Here is an 18330-nt window from a genome sequence, read left to right on the forward strand (position 1 = left end):
CTGAGTCACTTCTTAGTAAACTTTCCTGTATGCCCCGTCAGACCTGAACAAAATGTCCTGCTGATATTTCCTGATATTGCCTTTGCGGCGGAACATAGCCGTTATCGCGCACCGGGCTCTTCAGCTCATCCACCTGCATTTGCCGTTTGAGCATTCTGCGGGAGGGATCCGGCACCGGCACAGATGCCATCAGTTTTTTGGTATACGCATGTTGGGGATTATCAAATATTGCCGCACGTGGCCCGATCTCCACGATTTCCCCCAGATACATCACCGCCACGCGATGACTCACCCGCTCAACCACCGCCATGTCATGCGAAATAAACAGATAGGAAAGATTCATGCTTTCCTGCAAATCGAGCAGCAAATTCACGACCTGCGCTTTCACTGACACATCCAGCGCCGAAACCGATTCATCAGCGACAATCACTTTGGGATCGAGCGTCAGGGCACGCGCGATGCAAATTCGCTGACGCTGACCGCCGGAAAACTCATGCGGAAAACGGCGCAGCATATCCGGCGACAACCCGACCCTTTGCAGCAGCGACGCCGCCTTCTCTTTCGCATCGCTGCGGTTATGCAGTTTATGTTGCAGCATCGGTTCGATCAGTGCGTCGCCAATGCGCATACGTGGGTTAAGACTGGCGAAAGGATCCTGAAATATCATCTGGATGCGCTGACGCATTTGCAAAATGTCGCGCTTACCCAGATTCGTGACATCGAAACCGTCGAAATCAATCGCGCCGCTGTGCGGTTTCAGCAGACGGGTCACAGCACGACCCGTCGTGGATTTCCCGCAACCGGACTCGCCGACCAGCGAAAGCGTTTCGCCCTGAAATAAATCAAAGCTGATATTTTCCACCGCATGCACCGCGCCTACCTGACGGCTGAAAATACCGCCATACACCGGAAAACGCGCGCTGAGGTTTTTGACCGATAACAACGGCGTCAGCACCGAATCTATGGTTCCCGCCACTTCCTGCGGCACACTGGCTTCACCGGTTTGCAGGTTGATTTGCGGAAAACGCAGCGGCCAGTCGCACCCCTGCATCGACCCTAATTTTGGCACCGCCGCAAGTAATGCACGGGTATACGGGTGCTGAGGCCGGTGGAAAATGTCTTCCGTCGCCCCGCTTTCCACCGCTTCTCCGCGATACATCACCAGCGTCCGGTCGGCAATCTCCGCCACCACGCCCATATCATGCGTGATGAACAGCACCGCCATCCCTTCTTCTTCCTGCAACGTCTTGATCAAATCCAGAATCTGTCCCTGAATCGTCACATCCAGCGCGGTCGTGGGTTCATCCGCGATGAGTAATTTCGGTTTCAGCGCCAGCGCCATGGCGATCATCACACGCTGACGCATGCCGCCGGAAAACTGATGCGGATATTCATCAAAACGCGCGTTAGCATTCGGAATACGCACTTTTTCCAGTAGCCGCAGGGTTTCAGCCCGCGCTTGTGCCGATGACATGCCGCGATGCCGCTTCAGGCTTTCGGCAATCTGCCGTCCGATGCTGAACGTTGGATTAAGCGACGTCATCGGCTCCTGAAAGATCATCGCCATCTCATTGCCGCGGATATCGCGCATCTGTTTGTCCGAGAGCCGCAACACATTACGCTGATTGAGCCAGACCTCGCCCTCAATCCGGCTGCTTTGCGCTTTGAGTAAACGCATCACCGATAACGACGTCACGCTCTTGCCGGAACCGGATTCACCGACAATCGCCAGCGTTTCTCCGGCATAGACGTCAAACGACAAATCACGCACTACCGGCAGCCAGTCGTCTTCGCCGAGAAATGAAGTGGTCAGATGCTTCACGCTCAGCACGGGCTGACGTTTTTCCTGCTGTCCGGCAGTCTGATTCATCTTATTGGCTCCTGAATTATTTGCTGCGCGCGGAAATCTGCACCTGCGGCGAATAGCTGAAATCCCGGTCAAACGGGAAGGTTTTGCGTGCTTTGCGGTTGCGCGGCAGGCGCTCTACAAACTGATCCACCACACCGTTAGACAGCGCCATCAGATTCGGACTCGCAATCGGCGCAAGCTCGGGTGACAGATAACCGGATTTCACCACCACGATATCGACGGTATGCGGATCCAGTTCCAGCACAGTGAAATCGCTGATGTTGTGATACGGACGACGACGCGCCGACACCACGAGGTCAATTCCGCCAATGCGCAGAACCGCCTGACGGTCAGAAGGTGTCAGTGCATCGAGCAGGAAAACCACCTCAAAATCACCTTTCACCTGCGGGCTGGAATGATCCAGCGAAGCCCCCAACGTCAGCGTCAGCACTGATCCCACGCCAGCGTTAAATGCCGCGTCCGTTGCCGGTGCATCGGCAATACCTGCCACGATCGTATTTTGCGCATACTGTTTGATAAGTTCCTGCAACACATCTGCACGATCGCCCACGCCGCCGCCGGTCGGGTTATCGCCGGAATCGGCCAGCACCACCGGACGAGTTTCACAGGCAATCGCCTTTTTCACGCAGGCCTCAACGGTGTCCGTTTCACAGCCAAACACAAAATCTTCGCGCGCGTCCCAGTAAGCCTGCGCCAGTTGCGTGCCCTGTTGTTCCAGCGCCGTCCGGTCGGTGCCGGTCATGATCACTGCGGCTGTCGCTCGTGGCTCATCTGCCCATACATAACCAACCATCAGCGAGCTGTCCCACACGCCATCCACTTCATCCATTTCTGGCAGACGGGCGTACAAACTTTTCGCCGGTTCATCTTCCGTACTGGTACGTTCACCCGGTAATACCACCGGCACCGGCACCCACAGCAGCGTCGGTTTTATACCGGTTTGCAGATGTTTCACCAACATGGCGACCGAACGGCGCATGGTTTCCTCCACATCGATATGCGGGGCAGTGCGGTAAGTCGAAAACATATCAATGGCATCAATTATCCGCTGCGAGACATTGCCGTGCAGGTCATAACTGACGCTGATCGGACAGTCCGGCCCGACGGCTTTACGCGCCGCAGCAATCCAGTCGCCTTCCGCATCCTCCAGCCCTTCGACATACATCGCGCCGTGCATCGCCAGATATAAGCCATCAAACGGTTTTTGCGCTTCCAGTCCCGCCAGCATTTCTGCTTTGAATTTGTCGTACGTCGCGCGCGCTACCGGACCACCGGCAATAGCGCGGGCATGGATGGTCGGTAAAAACGTCGCCGGGTAATCCTGCAAAAAACGAAACCGCGGTGACGCCAGTAACTGGCCGTCACGCACGACGGTGAAATCCTTTTCCTCATTCAGCACCGGATTGTAAGTGCTGCATTCAATGTGGATACCGCTGACAGCTATACGCATGTTGATGATTCCTCAGACAGGCTTCAGACCGACCAGAAAGCGATGTGCAGCAATACTTGCCGCCGCGCGCGCCCAGGTGTCGTCATTTAGGGTAAAAGTGCGAACCGGCGTTTTCCCGGCATTTCCCGGCAAAACGTTGGCTTCGATAGACTGATGCACAACCGTGCCGAACAGCCCGGAGAAATCTGCGTCCTGATGAGCTATCAGGATCAGGTCCGGGTCATTAATTTGAATCAGATGGGATATCGCTAAACCGAGCGCGGAACCAGCACGGTGCAGAATACGCACCGCTTCGCTGACGCCCTGCATCGCCAGCTTTTCCAGGCCGCCAATGGTGGTCGCTTCCAGCCCGCCGTCTCTGGCCATTTCGGCAATAGCATTCAGAGACGCCAGCGTATCGAGACAACCGCGCTTGCCGCAGCGGCAGGGCAAACCGTTCAGTTCCAGCGTGCAGTGGGCGATTTCCCCTGCGCCGCCATGCAGGCCGCGATGCAACTGACCGGCGACAAAATGCGCGCTGCCGATCCCCGCGCCATGACTGACCAGCGTAAAGCTGCTCAGATCCCGCGCCTGTCCGAAACTTTTCTCACTCACCGCCAGAGCTTTGGCGTCATTTTCGATGGCCACGTCCATGCCGGTGGCCTGTGAAATCAGGCTGGCCAGCGGCACATCGCGCCAGCCAAGCAGCGCCGACTGTACGCAGGTGGACTGATGTTCATCAATAAGGCCGGATAACGTCACCCCCAGCCCGACCAGTTTTTTTGCCGCTTCGGGATGCGGTTCAAGCAGTGCCGGTAACGCGCTGGCGATGTTTTCTGCCAGACGCTGCGGACTGGCACCGGCCTCGAACGATACCCGTGAAAGGATTTCGCCATGCAGATTAATCAGCGCCATCTGCGCCGGATTTTGCAGCAAGGAAACGCCGGCGAACCACGCGCCATCCGGATGAACGACCAGCCGCACCGAAGGTCTGCCCTGCCCGTTCCCCGGCACGGTTTCCGCTTCGTGCAGGAAACCGGCGTCGATCATTTCACGCACCACGCCGCCAATCGCCGCTTTGCTCATTCCTGAAAGCTGCGCCAGTTCGGTACGGCTCAGACCGCCGGATGCATTGACCGCACCCAATATCTGACGTTGCAAAGTTGTTAGCATATTCGTTTCGGCGCTCTCAGTTTTCGGTCATCTGCATTGACATTAAACGCTGGAAATGGATATATCAATGCCAATTAGTTCACAAAATAAACTAAATGTTGGCATATAAGTATTTCATATGAACTATTTGTTAAATCTCTTTGTTAAAACAAACTGTCATTAAAACCGGCGTTTTACCAAACCGGCAGACGTAGCCAGAGCCACTTAATCCGATTTTTCACGCAGAGGGCAGAACATGAAGATTACCCGTTACATCCGGCGTCCCGTGCAGTTAACGTTGCTGAGCAGCGCTCTTCTGGCGGCGTTTTCGCTGCCGGTTTACGCCGCCACACTGAACGTGATGCAAAACGAAGCACCGCGCAGTATGGATCCGGGCAACCAGACCGCGACCTTTACCGGTACCGTGCTGGATCCGATGTATGAAGGCCTGCTGCGCATGTCGCCGCAGCTGAAACCTGAAGCCGCGCTGGCGACTTCGTGGAGCAGTGATGAAAGCGGGCTGGTGTGGACATTCAAACTGCGCAGCGGCGTTACTTTCCATGACGGCACACCGTTTAACGCCGATGCAGTGGTCGCCAACTTTGCCCGCCATCTCGACACAAAACGCGGTCTGGCGGCCAGCGGACGTCTGCGCACCTTCCTCGACAGCGTGACCAAAACCGACGATTCCACCGTCATCTTCAAACTAAAAAAACCGTATCCGGCGTTCCTGAATTTACTGACCACTGGCGCCTGTCTGATGGTCAGCCCGGCGGCCGATAAAACCGGCACGCTCGACAGCAAAGCCGTCGGTACCGGCCCGTACAAAATGGTGCAATACAAAACCGGTGAATTCGTGCTGGAAGAAAAATATCCGGGCTACTGGGGCGATAAAGCCGCCGGGCCGGATGACATTAAATGGACGTGGAGCGCCGAGCCTTCGGTCATGAATATGGCGTTGCAGGCGGGCGAAACTGACGTAATTAACCCGGTGCCGCCGCAGTTTGCACGCGTGCTGAAAAACAATCCGAAGTTCGACCTGCATGAAAGCCCGGGTGCCTCCGTATTCTGGGTGGCGCTGAATACCGATCTCAAACCGCTCAGCGACGTCCGTGTGCGTCAGGCACTGAACTACGCCACCGACCGTAACGGTCTGGTGCGCGCCATCATGTCCGGCTTCGCGCAACCGGCGAACTCGCCGCTGGCACCGGTCACCGCCGGTTATGACAAAACCCTGAACCCGTATCCGCTGGATCTGGCGAAAGCCAAAGCCCTGCTCAAAGAAGCCGGTGTGGCTGACGGATTCACTATGTCGATTGCAGTGCAGGGTCAGGACGCACGTATCGGTCAGGTGCTGCAAAGCATGTGGGCGAAAATTGGCGTGAAGCTGGACGTGAAAATCATGGAAAGCGGCGTATGGACCAAAGCGGCATTTGCCGATCAGGCCGGTAAAAAAGCCGATAACACCGGCGCGGTGCTGGCGTCCTGGTCTTCCGGCGCGAACGGCGCCGATCTGCAACTTCGTCCGCTGTACTACAGCAAAAGTTTTGCTCCGGGCGGTGCGAATCTGGGCTTCTTCAGTGACCCGAAACTGGATGAAATGTTAGACAAGGCCGCATCGACGCTGGATGAAAATACCCGCAACGAGATTTATGTCGATGCTCAGAAAGAGATTAACCAGCAGGCGCCGCAGGTGCTGTTGTATTACCAGAATGACTTGTATGCCACCGGCAAAAACATCTCAGGCGTCACGATGATCCCGGGCGGGCAAATTGTGGTGAAAGATGCACAGAAAAAATAACCGCATTCACAGTGGGAAATAGCCATGAAAGCCTATCTTGCAAAAAAACTCATCGCCTTTCCGATCATCCTGATCGGGGTTTCGATGCTGATTTTTGTGTCCATCCGCGCGCTGCCGGGCGATCCGGCACGCCTGATGGCCGGGCCTGAAGCCACGCAGGAAGCCGTTGATGCCATGCGCGTTCGCCTCGGGCTTGATCAGCCGCTGGTAACGCAGTATCTGCATTTTGCCGGTGACGTTCTGCACGGCAATCTCGGCGTCTCGTTGCAGTCGCAGCAGCCGGTGACGCAGGAAATCGGGGAACGCATGCCTTACACGCTGATGCTGGCAGTACTGTCGTATTTTCTGGCAGTGGCGATTGGTGTTCCGGCGGGCATGATAGGCGCGGTGTATCGCAACCGCTGGCCGGATTTTGGCGTGATGTTACTGGCTATCGCCGGTGCTTCAATTGCCAACTTCTGGCTGGGGCTGATGGCCATGAACACCTTTTCGGTCAATCTCGGCTGGCTGCCGTTGCTCGGCGCAACGTCATGGAAAAGCTACATTCTGCCTTCCGTGACGCTGGCCGTTTTGCCGATGGCGGTGATGGCGCGCATGACGCGATCCAGCATGCTGGATGTGCTCTCGGAAGATTATATCCGCACCGCCCGCGCCAAGGGGTTGTCGGCAACGACCGTGTATTGCAGCCATGCTTTTCGTAACGCGCTGATCCCGATTGTCACCATTGTGGCGCTCAATTTCGGCAGTCTGATTGGCGGCGCAGTGGTGACCGAATCTGTCTTTAACTGGCCGGGCATTGGCCGCTTGCTGGTAGATTCCGTGCGTTATCGCGATTATCCGGTGATTCAGGGCGTTGCGCTGGTCGCTGTCTGCGGTGTGGTGGTGATGAATCTGCTCGGTGAATTACTGATCGCTTTCCTGAATCCAAAAATAAGGTTCGATTAATGTCTGCCATTATCACGCAATTACCCCGTCGCAAACCGCGCACGCTGCGGTTTTTCCGCTGGTTGTGGCGACATCCGGCAGTGTCCATCGGCGGCTTTATCGTCAGTCTGATTGTGCTGATGGGAGTGTTCGCACCCTTAATTGCCCGTCACGATCCTTACGCCCAGGATCTGATTGATACCCTGCTTTCCCCCGGTGCCGATCACTGGTTTGGCACTGACGATTACGGGCGCGATATCTTCGCCCGCGTTATTTACGGGGCACGCATTTCCATTATTGAAGTGGTGCTGAGTGTTGGTCTGGCGATGATTATCGGTATTCCGCTGGGCATTATTGCCGGTATGGCCGGTCGTTATACCGACATGATCATCATGTGGTTTATGGATATGCTGTTCGCGTTTCCGGGCATCGTGCTGGCGATTCTGGTGGTCAGTATTCTCGGCGGCGGTCTGGTAAATCTGTTGATCGCCATTTCGCTGTTCGCCATTCCGGTGTACGCACGTCTGAGCCGTAACCTGACGCTCGGTTTAAAGCAGATGGAATATGTCGAAGCGGCGCAGGCGCTGGGTTTGTCTAATTACCGGATCATCGTGCATTACATTTTGCGCAATGCCATCGGGCCGATTATCGTGCAATCGACGCTGACCGCCGGCACGGTCATTCTTGCCGCGGCCAGCCTCTCATTTCTGGGGCTTGGCGTGCAGCCGCCGATGCCGGAATGGGGTACCATGATGAGCGATGGACGCAACTTCCTCGGCATTAATATTTACCTTTCGCTGTTCCCGGGTCTGGCCATTATGCTGACCGTGCTTGGTTTTAACGTACTGGGCGACGGGCTGCGAGATTTACTGGACACACGCTCATGACCTCAGCTGTTTTTTGCGCCGATATCGGCGGTTCATTTATTAAGTTTGGTGTTTCGCGCCATCCCGGCGAAATGGAAGAATGCGGCAAAGTCCCGACACCGGTTTCTTCATGGGACGATTTTGTGCAGGCGATGCACAATCTGATCGAAAAATTTGGCGCAGATTTACCCGCCGGTACACCGCTGGCGATTTCTACAGCCGGACTGGTTTCGCCACAAACCGGCGAAATGCTGGCAACCAATATTCCGGCATTTACCGGACATTCGCTGGCGAAAGATCTCAGCGTTGCGCTCGCCCGCCCGGTAACGGCGGCGAATGACGCGGACTGTTTTGCGCTCGCCGAAGCCCATGCCGGTAACTCGCAACACCAGCCGGTGGTGGTCGCCATTATTCTGGGCACCGGCGTCGGTGGCGGACTGGTGATCAACGGTCAGCTGGTGCGCGGTCACGGCGGCGTCACTGGCGAATGGGGTCACGGCGCCATCACCCGCACTGAACTGGTGATAAATGGCGAAAACTACGCCGTTCCGCGCCTTAAATGTGGTTGCGGTCAGACCGGTTGCCTCGACATGCTGGGTGGCGCTCGCGGAATGGAACGCTTACATCAGCATTTTCATCATCAAGACTGCACCAGTCTGGAGATCGTGACCGGCTGGCTGAACGGCGATGCCAGCGCGTCTCTCACTGTTAACGCCTGGCTGGAACTGGTCGCCGAACCGCTGGCCTTACTGGTCAATATTCTTGGCCCTTCGCGGATTGTCGCCGGTGGCGGACTGGCTTCTGCCAGTGAACTGATCGCCGCGCTGGATGTGAAAGTACGCAGCGGCGTTCTGCACAACTATCAACAAACGCTGCTGGTGCCGGGGAAATTCCTGACCGACGGCGGCCTGGTCGGCGCATCGGTGATGGGAAGACTGGAAAGTTAAGGAGCTGCCCTCTCCTGCGGGATGAGGGCAACGTCTGATTTCAGCTCGCGACCAGCATCGGTTCCAGAACCGGTGCGGTTTGCTCGAAGACCAGTGACAGCAGAATTTTCTTCACCGCCATCGCTTCCTGCGATAACGCCAGCGTTTCAGAAACACACAGTGAAAGCGGAACCTGAATCGACGGACTGCTGATGCATGACATCCAGGCTTTCGCCGGACCGGTCATGGCACGGGCAGCAGATTCAGGCAAAATGGTGACGCCCAGACCGCTGGCAACGGCAGCAGTCAGCGTGGCGGCAGATTCAATTTCCCCGATGATATTTGCGCTCAGGCGGCGCAGCGCCATAGCGTCATCCACCAGACGGCGGGTCACGTTGTGCGAGCGCGGCATGAACAAATTCATTTTCGCCACATCGCTCAGTTCGACATATTTCCCCGGATTCAGCACAGAGTGCGCCCCGACGAGATACAAATCCTCTTTCATCAGCGGCTGGCTGCTCAGTCCGGCGGCCATACTGGTGCCATAAAATACCGCCATATTCATGCGACCGTTGAGAACCAAATCACCCAGCGCCGTGCCGAAATTTTCATTCAGATATAACAAAATACCCGGATGTTGTTTACGCACCGCCTGTAACAGCGGCACCGCCAGCTGAGAAGCCGCCGTGCCCGGCGCAAGGCCAACGGAAACCTGCCCGTTCAGCGACTGACCGGCATTATTGACCGCGCTGTGGATCTGGTCGCACTGGCGCAAAATCGCCTGCGCATGGGAATAAAGAATATTACCGGCTTCGGTAGGAGTGACGCCGCGCTTGGTGCGAATCAGCAATTGTTGCTGCAATTCTCCTTCCAGTGTCGCCAGTTGCTGGCTCAGTGCCGGTTGGGCGATATGCAGAACATCAGCAGCCTGCGTCAGACTGCCGATATCGACGATTTTCACAAAGTACTTCAGACGTCTGAGATTCATCTCTGTCTCCATCTTGCGCGAAAGGGGTAACCCCGGGCGGTCGTTAATGATGCGAATAATAAGCTGGACTAATAAAAGCAAGATTTACGCCAATCTCCGGCGCGCAGGTAAAAAACGCCCGTTCAGTAAGCTAATACCGCAAAATATAAGAGAAAACGATTACGCACGATGAGCAGAAAACGGGCGACGATGAAAAAAAAGAAGGGAATGAAATGCGCTGCAAAGGAAGAATGCACCAATATCATGCATTCTTATAGGTCATCCTTATAAATTAGCAGGGTTAATAACAGAGGGCAGCCACCGCAAGGGCCGCCATCTGACACGCGGCCCTGAATACCAAAATCCATCACTTTTTGCTCTGGTTAACGTATTGCGAAAATAATCAATTTTTCATCAATGAGTTACCCAACTTTACTGACTTTATTGAGCACCATCTGATAAGCCGATTGCAGGTGACTGCGCATCATTTCCGCCGCCGCCTCCATTCGTCCTTCCAACACGGCGTCGATGATGGCGACATGCTCCTCGCACCATTCGCGCACCCGTTGTTTGTTGGTGTAACTGCCAAACTCAAGCAAACGACGCAGCCGGTTTTGCTGCTGGATCGCCTGTAAAACAAAAATGTTGCCGCTGAATTCCGCCAGCATCTCGTGGAAAGTCGCATCCGTTTCGAAAATCTGACGGCCATCCACAGCCAGAATATCCGGATGCGTTATCAGATAAATATGCTGCATCCGCAGGCGGCGCAGCGCGCTTTTATCGGCATGAAAACCCGCTGCCAGCATTGCACCCGGCTCAATCATCAGCCGGAAACCGTAACCGTTACTCAGCGCCACATCGGTATTGAGCGTCGGTAAAAACGACCAGCCATGCCCCTTATTGCGGGCGATCAGGCCGTCCTCGGCCAGCCGCAACAGAGTGCGCGCCAGCACGCCGCGATCGGCATCATAGCGCTGAGCGATTTCAGTTTGCGTCAGGGAATCCGGCAACTTTCCGGCGATGCGATCTTTCACCAACTGCTCGTATAAATCCTGATCGCTGCTGGCGGGGATATCGATGCTGATGCGCTGGAGTTCATCGAAAGCTTTCAGCAGGAAAAAACCCTGATTACGACGCGCTTCGATAATCCCTAATTCACACAGCAATTTCAGGGCGGTACGCACGGGCGTGCGGGAAACGCCGAGCATATCAGCCAGCTGTTGCTCCCTGAGATGGTGACCTGGCTCAAATTTTGCTTCACGTATCAGGTCAAGGATTTGGTTTGCCAGACGCCTTCCGCTGGCTGTCGTAGTTTGGGTCATGGAATAGCAGCACCTGAAAGTATTTATTGTTTAGGTTTGTACAATATCACAAGCCTTGAGGAGGGTGAAGCCTGGTGATAAAGCCCCCAAATCGTGCAATTAACGCACCAAAAAAGAGCCTTGACTCACAAGCTTAATTGTATTTAATGAGACACAAAGAGCAATCTTGCTCATGGGAAACAGGAGTCTGTCATGTCAAAAAAATCTTTTTTGCGTCGATATGCCGCCGTCTCTCTGGCCGCTATTTGCCTGAGTGCCCCGCTGTTCAGCCAGGCCGCCGCGCCTGCTCTGGTCAGCAAAGGTCAGCTGACGTACGGCACCGCCGCCACGTTCATGCCATTTGAATTTACCAAAGACGGCAAGCTGACCGGATTCGATATCGACCTGATCACCGCCATGTCTGAAAAACTGGCGCTGAAACCGGCGCCGATGTCGATGGAATTCAAAGGGCTGATCCCGGCATTGCAGGGCAAACGTCTCGATATCATTAACTCCGCAATGTACATCAACCCGACCCGTTCTGAGCAGGTCGATTTCGTGCCATACCTGAAAATCGGCAGCCGCGTGATTGTGGCAAAAGGAAATCCGGAAAAAATCACCGGCCGTGATTTGTCCCTGTGCGGCAAAAACATTGCCGTGACGCTGGGCGGTATCGAAGAAAGCCAGGCCCGTGCGGATAACCAGAAATGTCTCGATGCCAAAAAACCGGCACTGACCGTGCTGACCTTCCCGGCAGCCACCGATTCCGCCGTTGCGGTCGCCCAAAAACGTGCCGATGCGGAATTCCTGTCAACACCGGGCGCGGTAGCGCTGCTGAGCGAAAAAGGTGACACCTTCGAAGCCGTCGGTGCTGAATTTGAAGCTGACACGCACATCGGTTTTGCCGTGCGTAAAGGCGATACCGAAATGAAATCGCTGCTGGAAAAAGGCCTTCAGGATGTCGTGAAAGACGGCACGTATCAGAAAATCATCAGCAAATGGCAGTTCCCGGCTTCAGTGTCCATTTTCTGAAACCGCGAAGTTAAGAAAAGATTTGCCCTGACGTTGAGGAAAGTTCATGTCACTTGATCTTGTTTGGCAATACCTGTTCTCACCGGCGTTCTTTCAGGGCGCATTAATGACCTTGTTGTTAACGGTGTGCTCGTTGTTCTTCGGCATTATTGCCGGGCTGGTGCTGGCCCTGCTGCAGGAATCCCGCTTCCGGGCGGGTTCCGTTCTGGCTTTCTTTTATCTGTGGTTGTTTCGCGGCACACCGGTGCTGTTCCAGATTATTTTCGTTTACAACGTTCTGCCGACCTTTGGCCTGCGATTCTCCGCTTTTACCTGCGCGGTGATGGCGCTGTCCTTAAATGAGGGCGCCTATATGGCCGAAATTCTGCGATCCGGTTTGCAGGCCGTACGCAGCGGTCAGCGTACCGCCGGGATGGCGCTTGGTATGACCCAAAGCCAGATCATGCGCAAGATAGTTTTGCCACAGGCCGCGCGGATTGTGCTGCCGCCGATGGGCAATCAGATGATCAGCATGCTCAAATCCAGCGCACTGGTGTCAGTGATTGCGGTGCAGGAACTTCTGCTTATCGCCAACCAGACCGCCAGCGCAAGCTTCCGTTATTTCGAAGCCTTGTGCGCCGCCGGGATTTACTACCTGGTGCTGACGTCGATCTTTATGGTCGGACAGGCATGGCTGGAACGCTCTCTTGATCCAAAAAAGCGTAAGAAACCCGCGCTGTCCTTGACCGAACGCCTGCTGCGCAGCAGCACGCCAAACTGAGGAGAAGCCCGTGAATAAATCCAAACCGGTTCTGGAAATCATCGGCGTCGATAAACATTTTGGCGCACAACATGTTCTGAAAAACTGCTCCCTGAATGTGGCTCAGGGCGAAACCGTGGTGCTGATCGGCCCGTCCGGCTCAGGCAAATCCACCTTACTGCGTTGCATTAATTTGCTGGAACCGATTCAGGGCGGCGCGATCTTCTTTCGTAATCAGGACATCACCCACGCCAGCATGGAGCCACACAAACTGCGTCAGGACATCGGCATGGTGTTTCAGAACTACGAGCTGTTTTCGCATCTGACTGCCGCAGAAAACATCATGCTGGCCCCCATGACCGTGCTGGGCATCAGCCGCAGTGAAGCCGAAGCGCAGGCACTGGAACTGCTTGGCAAAGTGCGTATTCCCGACAAGGCGGATTCGTTCCCTGATGAGCTTTCCGGTGGACAGCAGCAGCGCGTTGCCATTGCCCGCGCGCTGGCGATGAAACCAAAACTGATGCTGTTTGATGAACCGACTTCAGCCCTGGATCCGGAGATGATCCGCGAAGTGCTCGACGTGATGGCCGATCTCAGCGCCGAAGGCATGACCAGCATTGTGGTCACGCACGAAATGGGCTTTGCGAAACGCGCAGCCAATCAGATCGTCTTTATGGAAAACGGCGAAATTATCGAAAACGCGACCGGCGAAAAATTCTTCGGCGGCGACGTCAGCCTGCGGGCGCAACGTTTCTTAGATCAAATCTTACATTAATCACTTTTAGCACCACTGAATCACACACTGCGCTCTCACCAGGGGCCTGACTTTTGCCACAAAACTGTATTTCAAATACTGTATTTCAGGAGACACCGATGAGCCTTTCATCGCCCGATATCAGCAGAATGAAACGTGACCTTGCCGCACTGGTCGCGATCAATACTGAAAATCCGCCGGGACGCGAACGCGAAGCCGCTGAACTTATCAGCGCCATGCTCAGCGAAATCGGCTTCGACATGACACTCAGCGAATACGCGCCGGGACGCACCAACGTGATTGGCCGCCTCGAAAATGGCGCTGGCCCGTGCTTTGCTTTTAATACCCACATCGACGTGGTGCCCGCTGGTGAAGGCTGGCAGCAGGATCCGTTTACCCTCACCGAACGCGACGGCCGGTTATATGGTCGCGGTGCCTGCGACGCCAAAGGGCCGCTGATCGCCATGATCGAAGCCATGCGCTGGCTGGCGGCCAACCGCAACGACTGGAGCGGCACGCTGATGGCGATTTTTGTCGCCGACGAAGAAGTCGCCAGCGAAGGTGCGAAGTTTTACGTGCGCGAAGCCCCGGCACATATCGACTTCGTGGTGATCGGCGAACCGACCTCTAACACCACGTACTCGGCACATAAAGGCAGTTTGCGCCCGCTGGTCCGCGTTCACGGCGTCACCGCTCACTCCGGCACACCGGAACTGGGTGAGAATGCTATTTTCCGCGCCGCACAACTGCTCGATCTGGTGGAAGAAACCCACCAGCACACCGTGCGCTGCCGCTGTCATCCGCTGGTCGGGAATGCCAGCCTGACGGTCACCCGCATTAACGGCGGTCATGCCGATAACGTGTTGCCGGGTGTCTGCGAATTACTGCTCGATCGTCGCATGGTGCCGGGCGAAGACGAAGACGCAGTGAAACAGGAGATTCAGGATTTACTGCAACTCGCCCATGACAAATTCGGTGTACGCAGCGAAATCATTACCTTCAAACCGACCACTGGCGGTGCAACCGAAACCGACTCTGACGATCCGATTGTGCTGGCCGGCGTTGAAGCCTGCGCGGCACAAGGCAATCCGGAACCGGGTCCGTTTGGTTTTCAGGGCGGTTGCGATCTGGTGCATTTTCGCAGTCTGGGAACCAAAGGCGTCATCATCGGCCCCGGTTCGCTGGCGGTCGCGCATAAGCCTGATGAATTTATCTCGATCGACGAATTCATCGCAGGCAGCAAAATCTACTGCGATGTCGCGCTGAAAATGCTCAAACGCTGAGGAGGAGCCGGTGAAAGCTACGTTGTATCGCGCCGACCTGCGGTATCCGCATCTGCAACTTTACACCGCCTCTTCGGGCAGTGTGCCAGGGCTGGACACGTTGTATCTGCTGCTGGAAGACAAAAACGTCAACGGGCTGGGCGAAGTGCGTATCAACATCGCTTATCTCAATGGCTACAGCGCCGAAAGGGTGTTGAGTGATGTGATCCGTGCGTTGCAGCAACTGGATCTCAGCCAGCCTGCCAGCACGCTTTTGCTCAACCTGCCGCAACGGATGGGAGATTTTCTGGCACCGACACGCATGCTGCTGGATATCGCATTGCATGATCTGATTGCCCGTCAGGAAGGCATCAGCGTGGCAGAACTTGCCGGGGCAGAAAACAGCCAAACGGTGAGTTATCACACCAACCAGACGCTGTTCTGGACGCCGATGGAACAGATGCTGGAACAGGCCACAGCCTATGTGGAACGCGGTTTTACTCAGCTGAAACTGCGCGTCGGCGTGGCGTCATTTGCTGAAGACGAAGCACGGCTTAGCGCCCTGCGCCGCCGTTTCGGACACGAGATCAGTTTGTCCGCCGATGCCAACGGACAATGGCAGCCGGAAGAAGCCCGCAGTCATTTACTGTCGCTGGCGAAATTTGAAATGAGTTATCTCGAACAGCCGGTTTCCGACGCCAATGCGCACTATTACCCGACGCTCGCCGAAGTCAGTCCGCTGCCGCTGATGCTTGATGAAAGCATGAGCAGCGAGGCGGATTTAGAACGTATTGTGCAGCTCAAAGGCAAGGTCATGGCGCATCTCAAGCTGGTCAAAATGGGAGGCATTGCGCCGACAATAGCGGCCGCACGACGCCTGACCGCGGCGGGTGTGCCGTTTATGATCGGCCAGATGAATGAAGGCGGTGCCGCTACCGCCGCCGCGCTGCACGTCGCCCGCGCCAGTCAGCCGGCTTATGCAGAACTTTACGGTGCCGACGGGCTGGGCAACGACCCAGTTCACGGCCTTTCCTATCATCAGGGTTTACTCAGCAGCCAGCCGGGCGCGGGGCTTGGCATCCGCTTTACCCCTTCTCAGGCAGAATTTATTCAGGAGTTTGAACAATGACAGCAACATCATTGCCCGATCTGGGCCGCGTCGTGCCCGGCGCAGAATCCGCCTTTCGTGAAGCAGAATATGCGCAGCGCATGGCGAAAGCGCGTCAGCTGCTGGTCAAAGCCGGTCTGGACGTCATAGTCATCACCGGTCCGGAAAATATCTTTTATCTGACCGGCCAGCAAACGCCGGGCTACTACACCTTCCAGACGCTGGTGTTGCCAGTGGAAGGCGATCCGGTTTTTGTGATCCGTCAGCTGGAGTATTTCAACTTTATCTCCAACACCTTTATCCGCGACGCCGCGATTTATACCGATGGCGATAATCCGGTGAATTTCCTGCTCGATGTGCTGAAAGCGCGCGGCTGGATGAAAAGCCGGATCGGTATCGACAAACGCGGCTGGTTCCTGCCCGTGGCGGTATACGAAGCGTTGCAGGCTGAAATCGGCACTATTCACGACGCGGCCGGCGTTATCGAACAACTGCGGGCGGTGAAATCTGCCGCAGAACTGGAAAAAATGGCCCACGCAGCGCGTTACGTTGATGCCGGTATGCTGGCAGGTCGCGCGGCGATTGCCGCCGGTGCCACTGAAAACGATCTGGTTTCCGCCATGATGGGCGCCGCCATTGCCGCCGGATCCGAATACATGGGCATGGAACCACTGGTTTCCAGCGGTCCGCGCACCGGCGTACCGCACGGCACCTGGCGACGCCGTAAAATTCTCGATGGCGACCCGATTTTCCTGGAAATGGCCGCCACGCATGACCGTTATCACGCTGCCCTGATGCGCTCCGCCTGGCTTGGAAAACCACCTGCGGTGGCGCTGGAAATGGAAAAAGTGTGTCAGGAAGCGTTGCAGGCTGCACTGGATGCCATTCGTCCGGGCGCCACCTGCGAAGCACCGCATCTGGCGTGTCAGGCCGTCATTGACCGCGCCGGTTACACCGACAACTTCAAAAAACGCACTGGTTATTCGATTGGGATCTCATTTGCACCGGACTGGGGCGAAGGCGCGATCCTCAGCCTTTACAGCGGCATCACGACTGAATTACAGCCGGGCATGACCTTCCACATTCCACCGGCACTGCGCATTTACGGCGAATTCACCGTCGGTGTCAGTGAAACCATTGTGGTGACCGAAACCGGCTACCGCGCACTCGGCACGGTGGATCGTCCGCTGACCTTACTTTGATTTAGCGTTTAACAAGATGATGGGAAGTGAATAAATGAAAGACATCAGTGAAAGCCAGGCGCGCCTGAAAGGTATTTTTAATATTACCGTCACGCCTTTTACCGCCAGCGGCGAGTTTGATTTCGCGGGGCTGTCGCGCAATATCGAGCGCGTCATCAGCCTCGGTTATGACGGCATTTTGATTGGCGGCACCTACGGCGAATTCCCGGCAATGACCGCAGATGAGCGCGCCACGCTGTTTCGTTATGTCATGGAAGTGGTCGGTAACCGCGTACCGGTAATGTTATGCAGCGCCGGCTCCGATGCCCGCGTCGTGCGCGATTTAACCCAACTGGCGGGTGATCTGGGCGGGCTCCCAATGGTGACACCACCGTTTGTTTCGGAAGTGACGGAAGCGCAAATCATCAGTTTTTTCAAACAGATGGCGCCGCTATCACGCACCGGTATTCTGGTGTACAACGCGCCGGGCATCGGCATTACGTTACCGCCTGTGGTGCTGGAGCAACTGGCCGATATCGAAGGCGTTGTGGGCATTAAACAAGGTGACCTCAACCCGACGGCCATTGACCAGATTGCCAACCGGCTGGGCGGACGTCTGCGCCTGTTCTGCGCTTCTGACCTGGCATTTTTAGGTCCGATGATGTGCGGTTTTGATGGCATCAGCACCACTAACAGCGGCGCGTTGCCGGAAATCATTCTGGCGACATATCGTGCGCTGGAAAATGGCGATGCGAACACCGCGCGCGAACTGCACCGCCTTTGGTATCCGTACCGCGCCCTCGCCCGCCGCTATGGTCAGCCGCAACTGGTGAAAGCGGCCATGAACCTGCGCGGCTTCGACGGTCACCATGTGCGCGCACCACTGATTGATCTGGAGCCTGACGTTATCGGGCTGGTGGAGCAGGAACTCCAGCGTCTGGCTGCGGATCGGCGTTCCGGCGTCACCCTGAAGTAATCCGCTTTGCTAAAACTCCCGTCTGAGCAGGCGGGAATTTCC

General features: G+C 55.9%; 16 protein-coding genes. 11 read left to right on the forward strand and 5 right to left on the reverse strand.

The features are described from left to right. Positions 1–37: 37 nt before the first annotated feature. From CKQ54_RS16465 to CKQ54_RS16475, 3 genes are read right to left on the reverse strand one after another with little or no spacing between them, the layout of a single operon-like run. A complete protein-coding gene (locus tag CKQ54_RS16465) occupies positions 38–1870 on the reverse strand; it encodes an ABC transporter ATP-binding protein (RefSeq protein WP_120161382.1) in 1833 nt (610 codons plus the stop codon). Between the two features lie 16 nt (positions 1871–1886). Then, on the reverse strand, positions 1887–3320 hold the full coding sequence (locus CKQ54_RS16470) for a M81 family metallopeptidase (RefSeq protein WP_120161381.1): 1434 nt from the start codon (positions 3318–3320) through the stop codon (positions 1887–1889). Between the two features lie 12 nt (positions 3321–3332). Next, a complete protein-coding gene (locus CKQ54_RS16475; RefSeq protein ID WP_120161380.1) occupies positions 3333–4472 on the reverse strand; it encodes an ROK family transcriptional regulator in 1140 nt (379 codons plus the stop codon). 235 nt (positions 4473–4707) lie between these two features. Here CKQ54_RS16475 and CKQ54_RS16480 point away from each other — a divergent pair, with 235 nt between their 5' ends. The 4 genes from CKQ54_RS16480 to CKQ54_RS16495 are packed head-to-tail and all read left to right on the forward strand — an operon-like array spanning position 4708 to position 8989. Further along, a complete protein-coding gene (locus CKQ54_RS16480) occupies positions 4708–6252 on the forward strand; it encodes an ABC transporter substrate-binding protein (RefSeq protein WP_120161379.1) in 1545 nt (514 codons plus the stop codon). Positions 6253–6276: 24 nt separating this feature from the next. Next, the gene (locus CKQ54_RS16485) at positions 6277–7197 is read left to right on the forward strand and encodes an ABC transporter permease (protein WP_120130905.1); all 921 of its coding nucleotides are present in this window, start codon (positions 6277–6279) and stop codon (positions 7195–7197) included. Beyond that, positions 7197–8063 (forward strand): ABC transporter permease, encoded by an 867-nt coding sequence (locus CKQ54_RS16490; protein WP_120161378.1) that lies wholly within the window; start codon positions 7197–7199, stop codon positions 8061–8063. The genes CKQ54_RS16485 and CKQ54_RS16490 overlap by 1 nt, the downstream gene beginning before the upstream one ends. Continuing rightward, positions 8060–8989 carry an ROK family protein gene (locus CKQ54_RS16495; RefSeq protein WP_120161376.1) on the forward strand — a complete coding sequence of 310 codons (930 nt, stop codon included), beginning with the start codon at positions 8060–8062 and terminating at the stop codon, positions 8987–8989. Before CKQ54_RS16490 ends, CKQ54_RS16495 begins: the two co-directional genes overlap by 4 nt. 40 nt (positions 8990–9029) lie before the next feature. Here the strand turns inward: CKQ54_RS16495 and nac are convergent, their stop codons facing one another. Next, positions 9030–9956 carry a nitrogen assimilation transcriptional regulator NAC gene (nac, locus tag CKQ54_RS16500; RefSeq protein ID WP_120161375.1) on the reverse strand — a complete coding sequence of 309 codons (927 nt, stop codon included), beginning with the start codon at positions 9954–9956 and terminating at the stop codon, positions 9030–9032. A gap of 401 nt (positions 9957–10357) precedes the next feature. Further along, on the reverse strand, positions 10358–11257 hold the full coding sequence (locus CKQ54_RS16505) for a GntR family transcriptional regulator (protein WP_120161373.1): 900 nt from the start codon (positions 11255–11257) through the stop codon (positions 10358–10360). 192 nt (positions 11258–11449) lie between these two features. Between CKQ54_RS16505 and CKQ54_RS16510 the strand changes: the two genes are divergently transcribed. The 7 genes from CKQ54_RS16510 (at position 11450) to CKQ54_RS16540 (ending at position 18288) form a co-directional block, all read left to right on the forward strand. Beyond that, positions 11450–12268, forward strand: coding sequence for an ABC transporter substrate-binding protein (locus CKQ54_RS16510; protein WP_120161372.1), 819 nt, complete (start codon positions 11450–11452; stop codon positions 12266–12268). 46 nt (positions 12269–12314) lie between these two features. Then, on the forward strand, positions 12315–13028 hold the full coding sequence (locus CKQ54_RS16515) for an amino acid ABC transporter permease (RefSeq protein ID WP_095922431.1): 714 nt from the start codon (positions 12315–12317) through the stop codon (positions 13026–13028). Positions 13029–13038: 10 nt separating this feature from the next. Next, positions 13039–13782 carry an amino acid ABC transporter ATP-binding protein gene (locus CKQ54_RS16520; protein ID WP_120161370.1) on the forward strand — a complete coding sequence of 248 codons (744 nt, stop codon included), beginning with the start codon at positions 13039–13041 and terminating at the stop codon, positions 13780–13782. A gap of 98 nt (positions 13783–13880) precedes the next feature. Further along, a complete protein-coding gene (locus CKQ54_RS16525) occupies positions 13881–15044 on the forward strand; it encodes a M20 family metallopeptidase (protein ID WP_120161368.1) in 1164 nt (387 codons plus the stop codon). A gap of 10 nt (positions 15045–15054) precedes the next feature. Further along, on the forward strand, positions 15055–16152 hold the full coding sequence (locus CKQ54_RS16530) for a mandelate racemase/muconate lactonizing enzyme family protein (protein ID WP_120161366.1): 1098 nt from the start codon (positions 15055–15057) through the stop codon (positions 16150–16152). Then, positions 16149–17333, forward strand: coding sequence for a M24 family metallopeptidase (locus CKQ54_RS16535; protein ID WP_120161364.1), 1185 nt, complete (start codon positions 16149–16151; stop codon positions 17331–17333). Before CKQ54_RS16530 ends, CKQ54_RS16535 begins: the two co-directional genes overlap by 4 nt. Before the next feature lie 34 nt (positions 17334–17367). Then, complete coding sequence (locus CKQ54_RS16540) at positions 17368–18288, forward strand: dihydrodipicolinate synthase family protein (RefSeq protein ID WP_120161362.1); 921 nt, start codon at positions 17368–17370, stop codon at positions 18286–18288. The last annotated feature ends 42 nt before the right edge of the window (positions 18289–18330 follow it).

Origin of the sequence: Rahnella variigena (genome assembly GCF_003610915.1) — a bacterium.
GTDB classification, from domain to species: domain Bacteria; phylum Pseudomonadota; class Gammaproteobacteria; order Enterobacterales; family Enterobacteriaceae; genus Rahnella; species Rahnella variigena.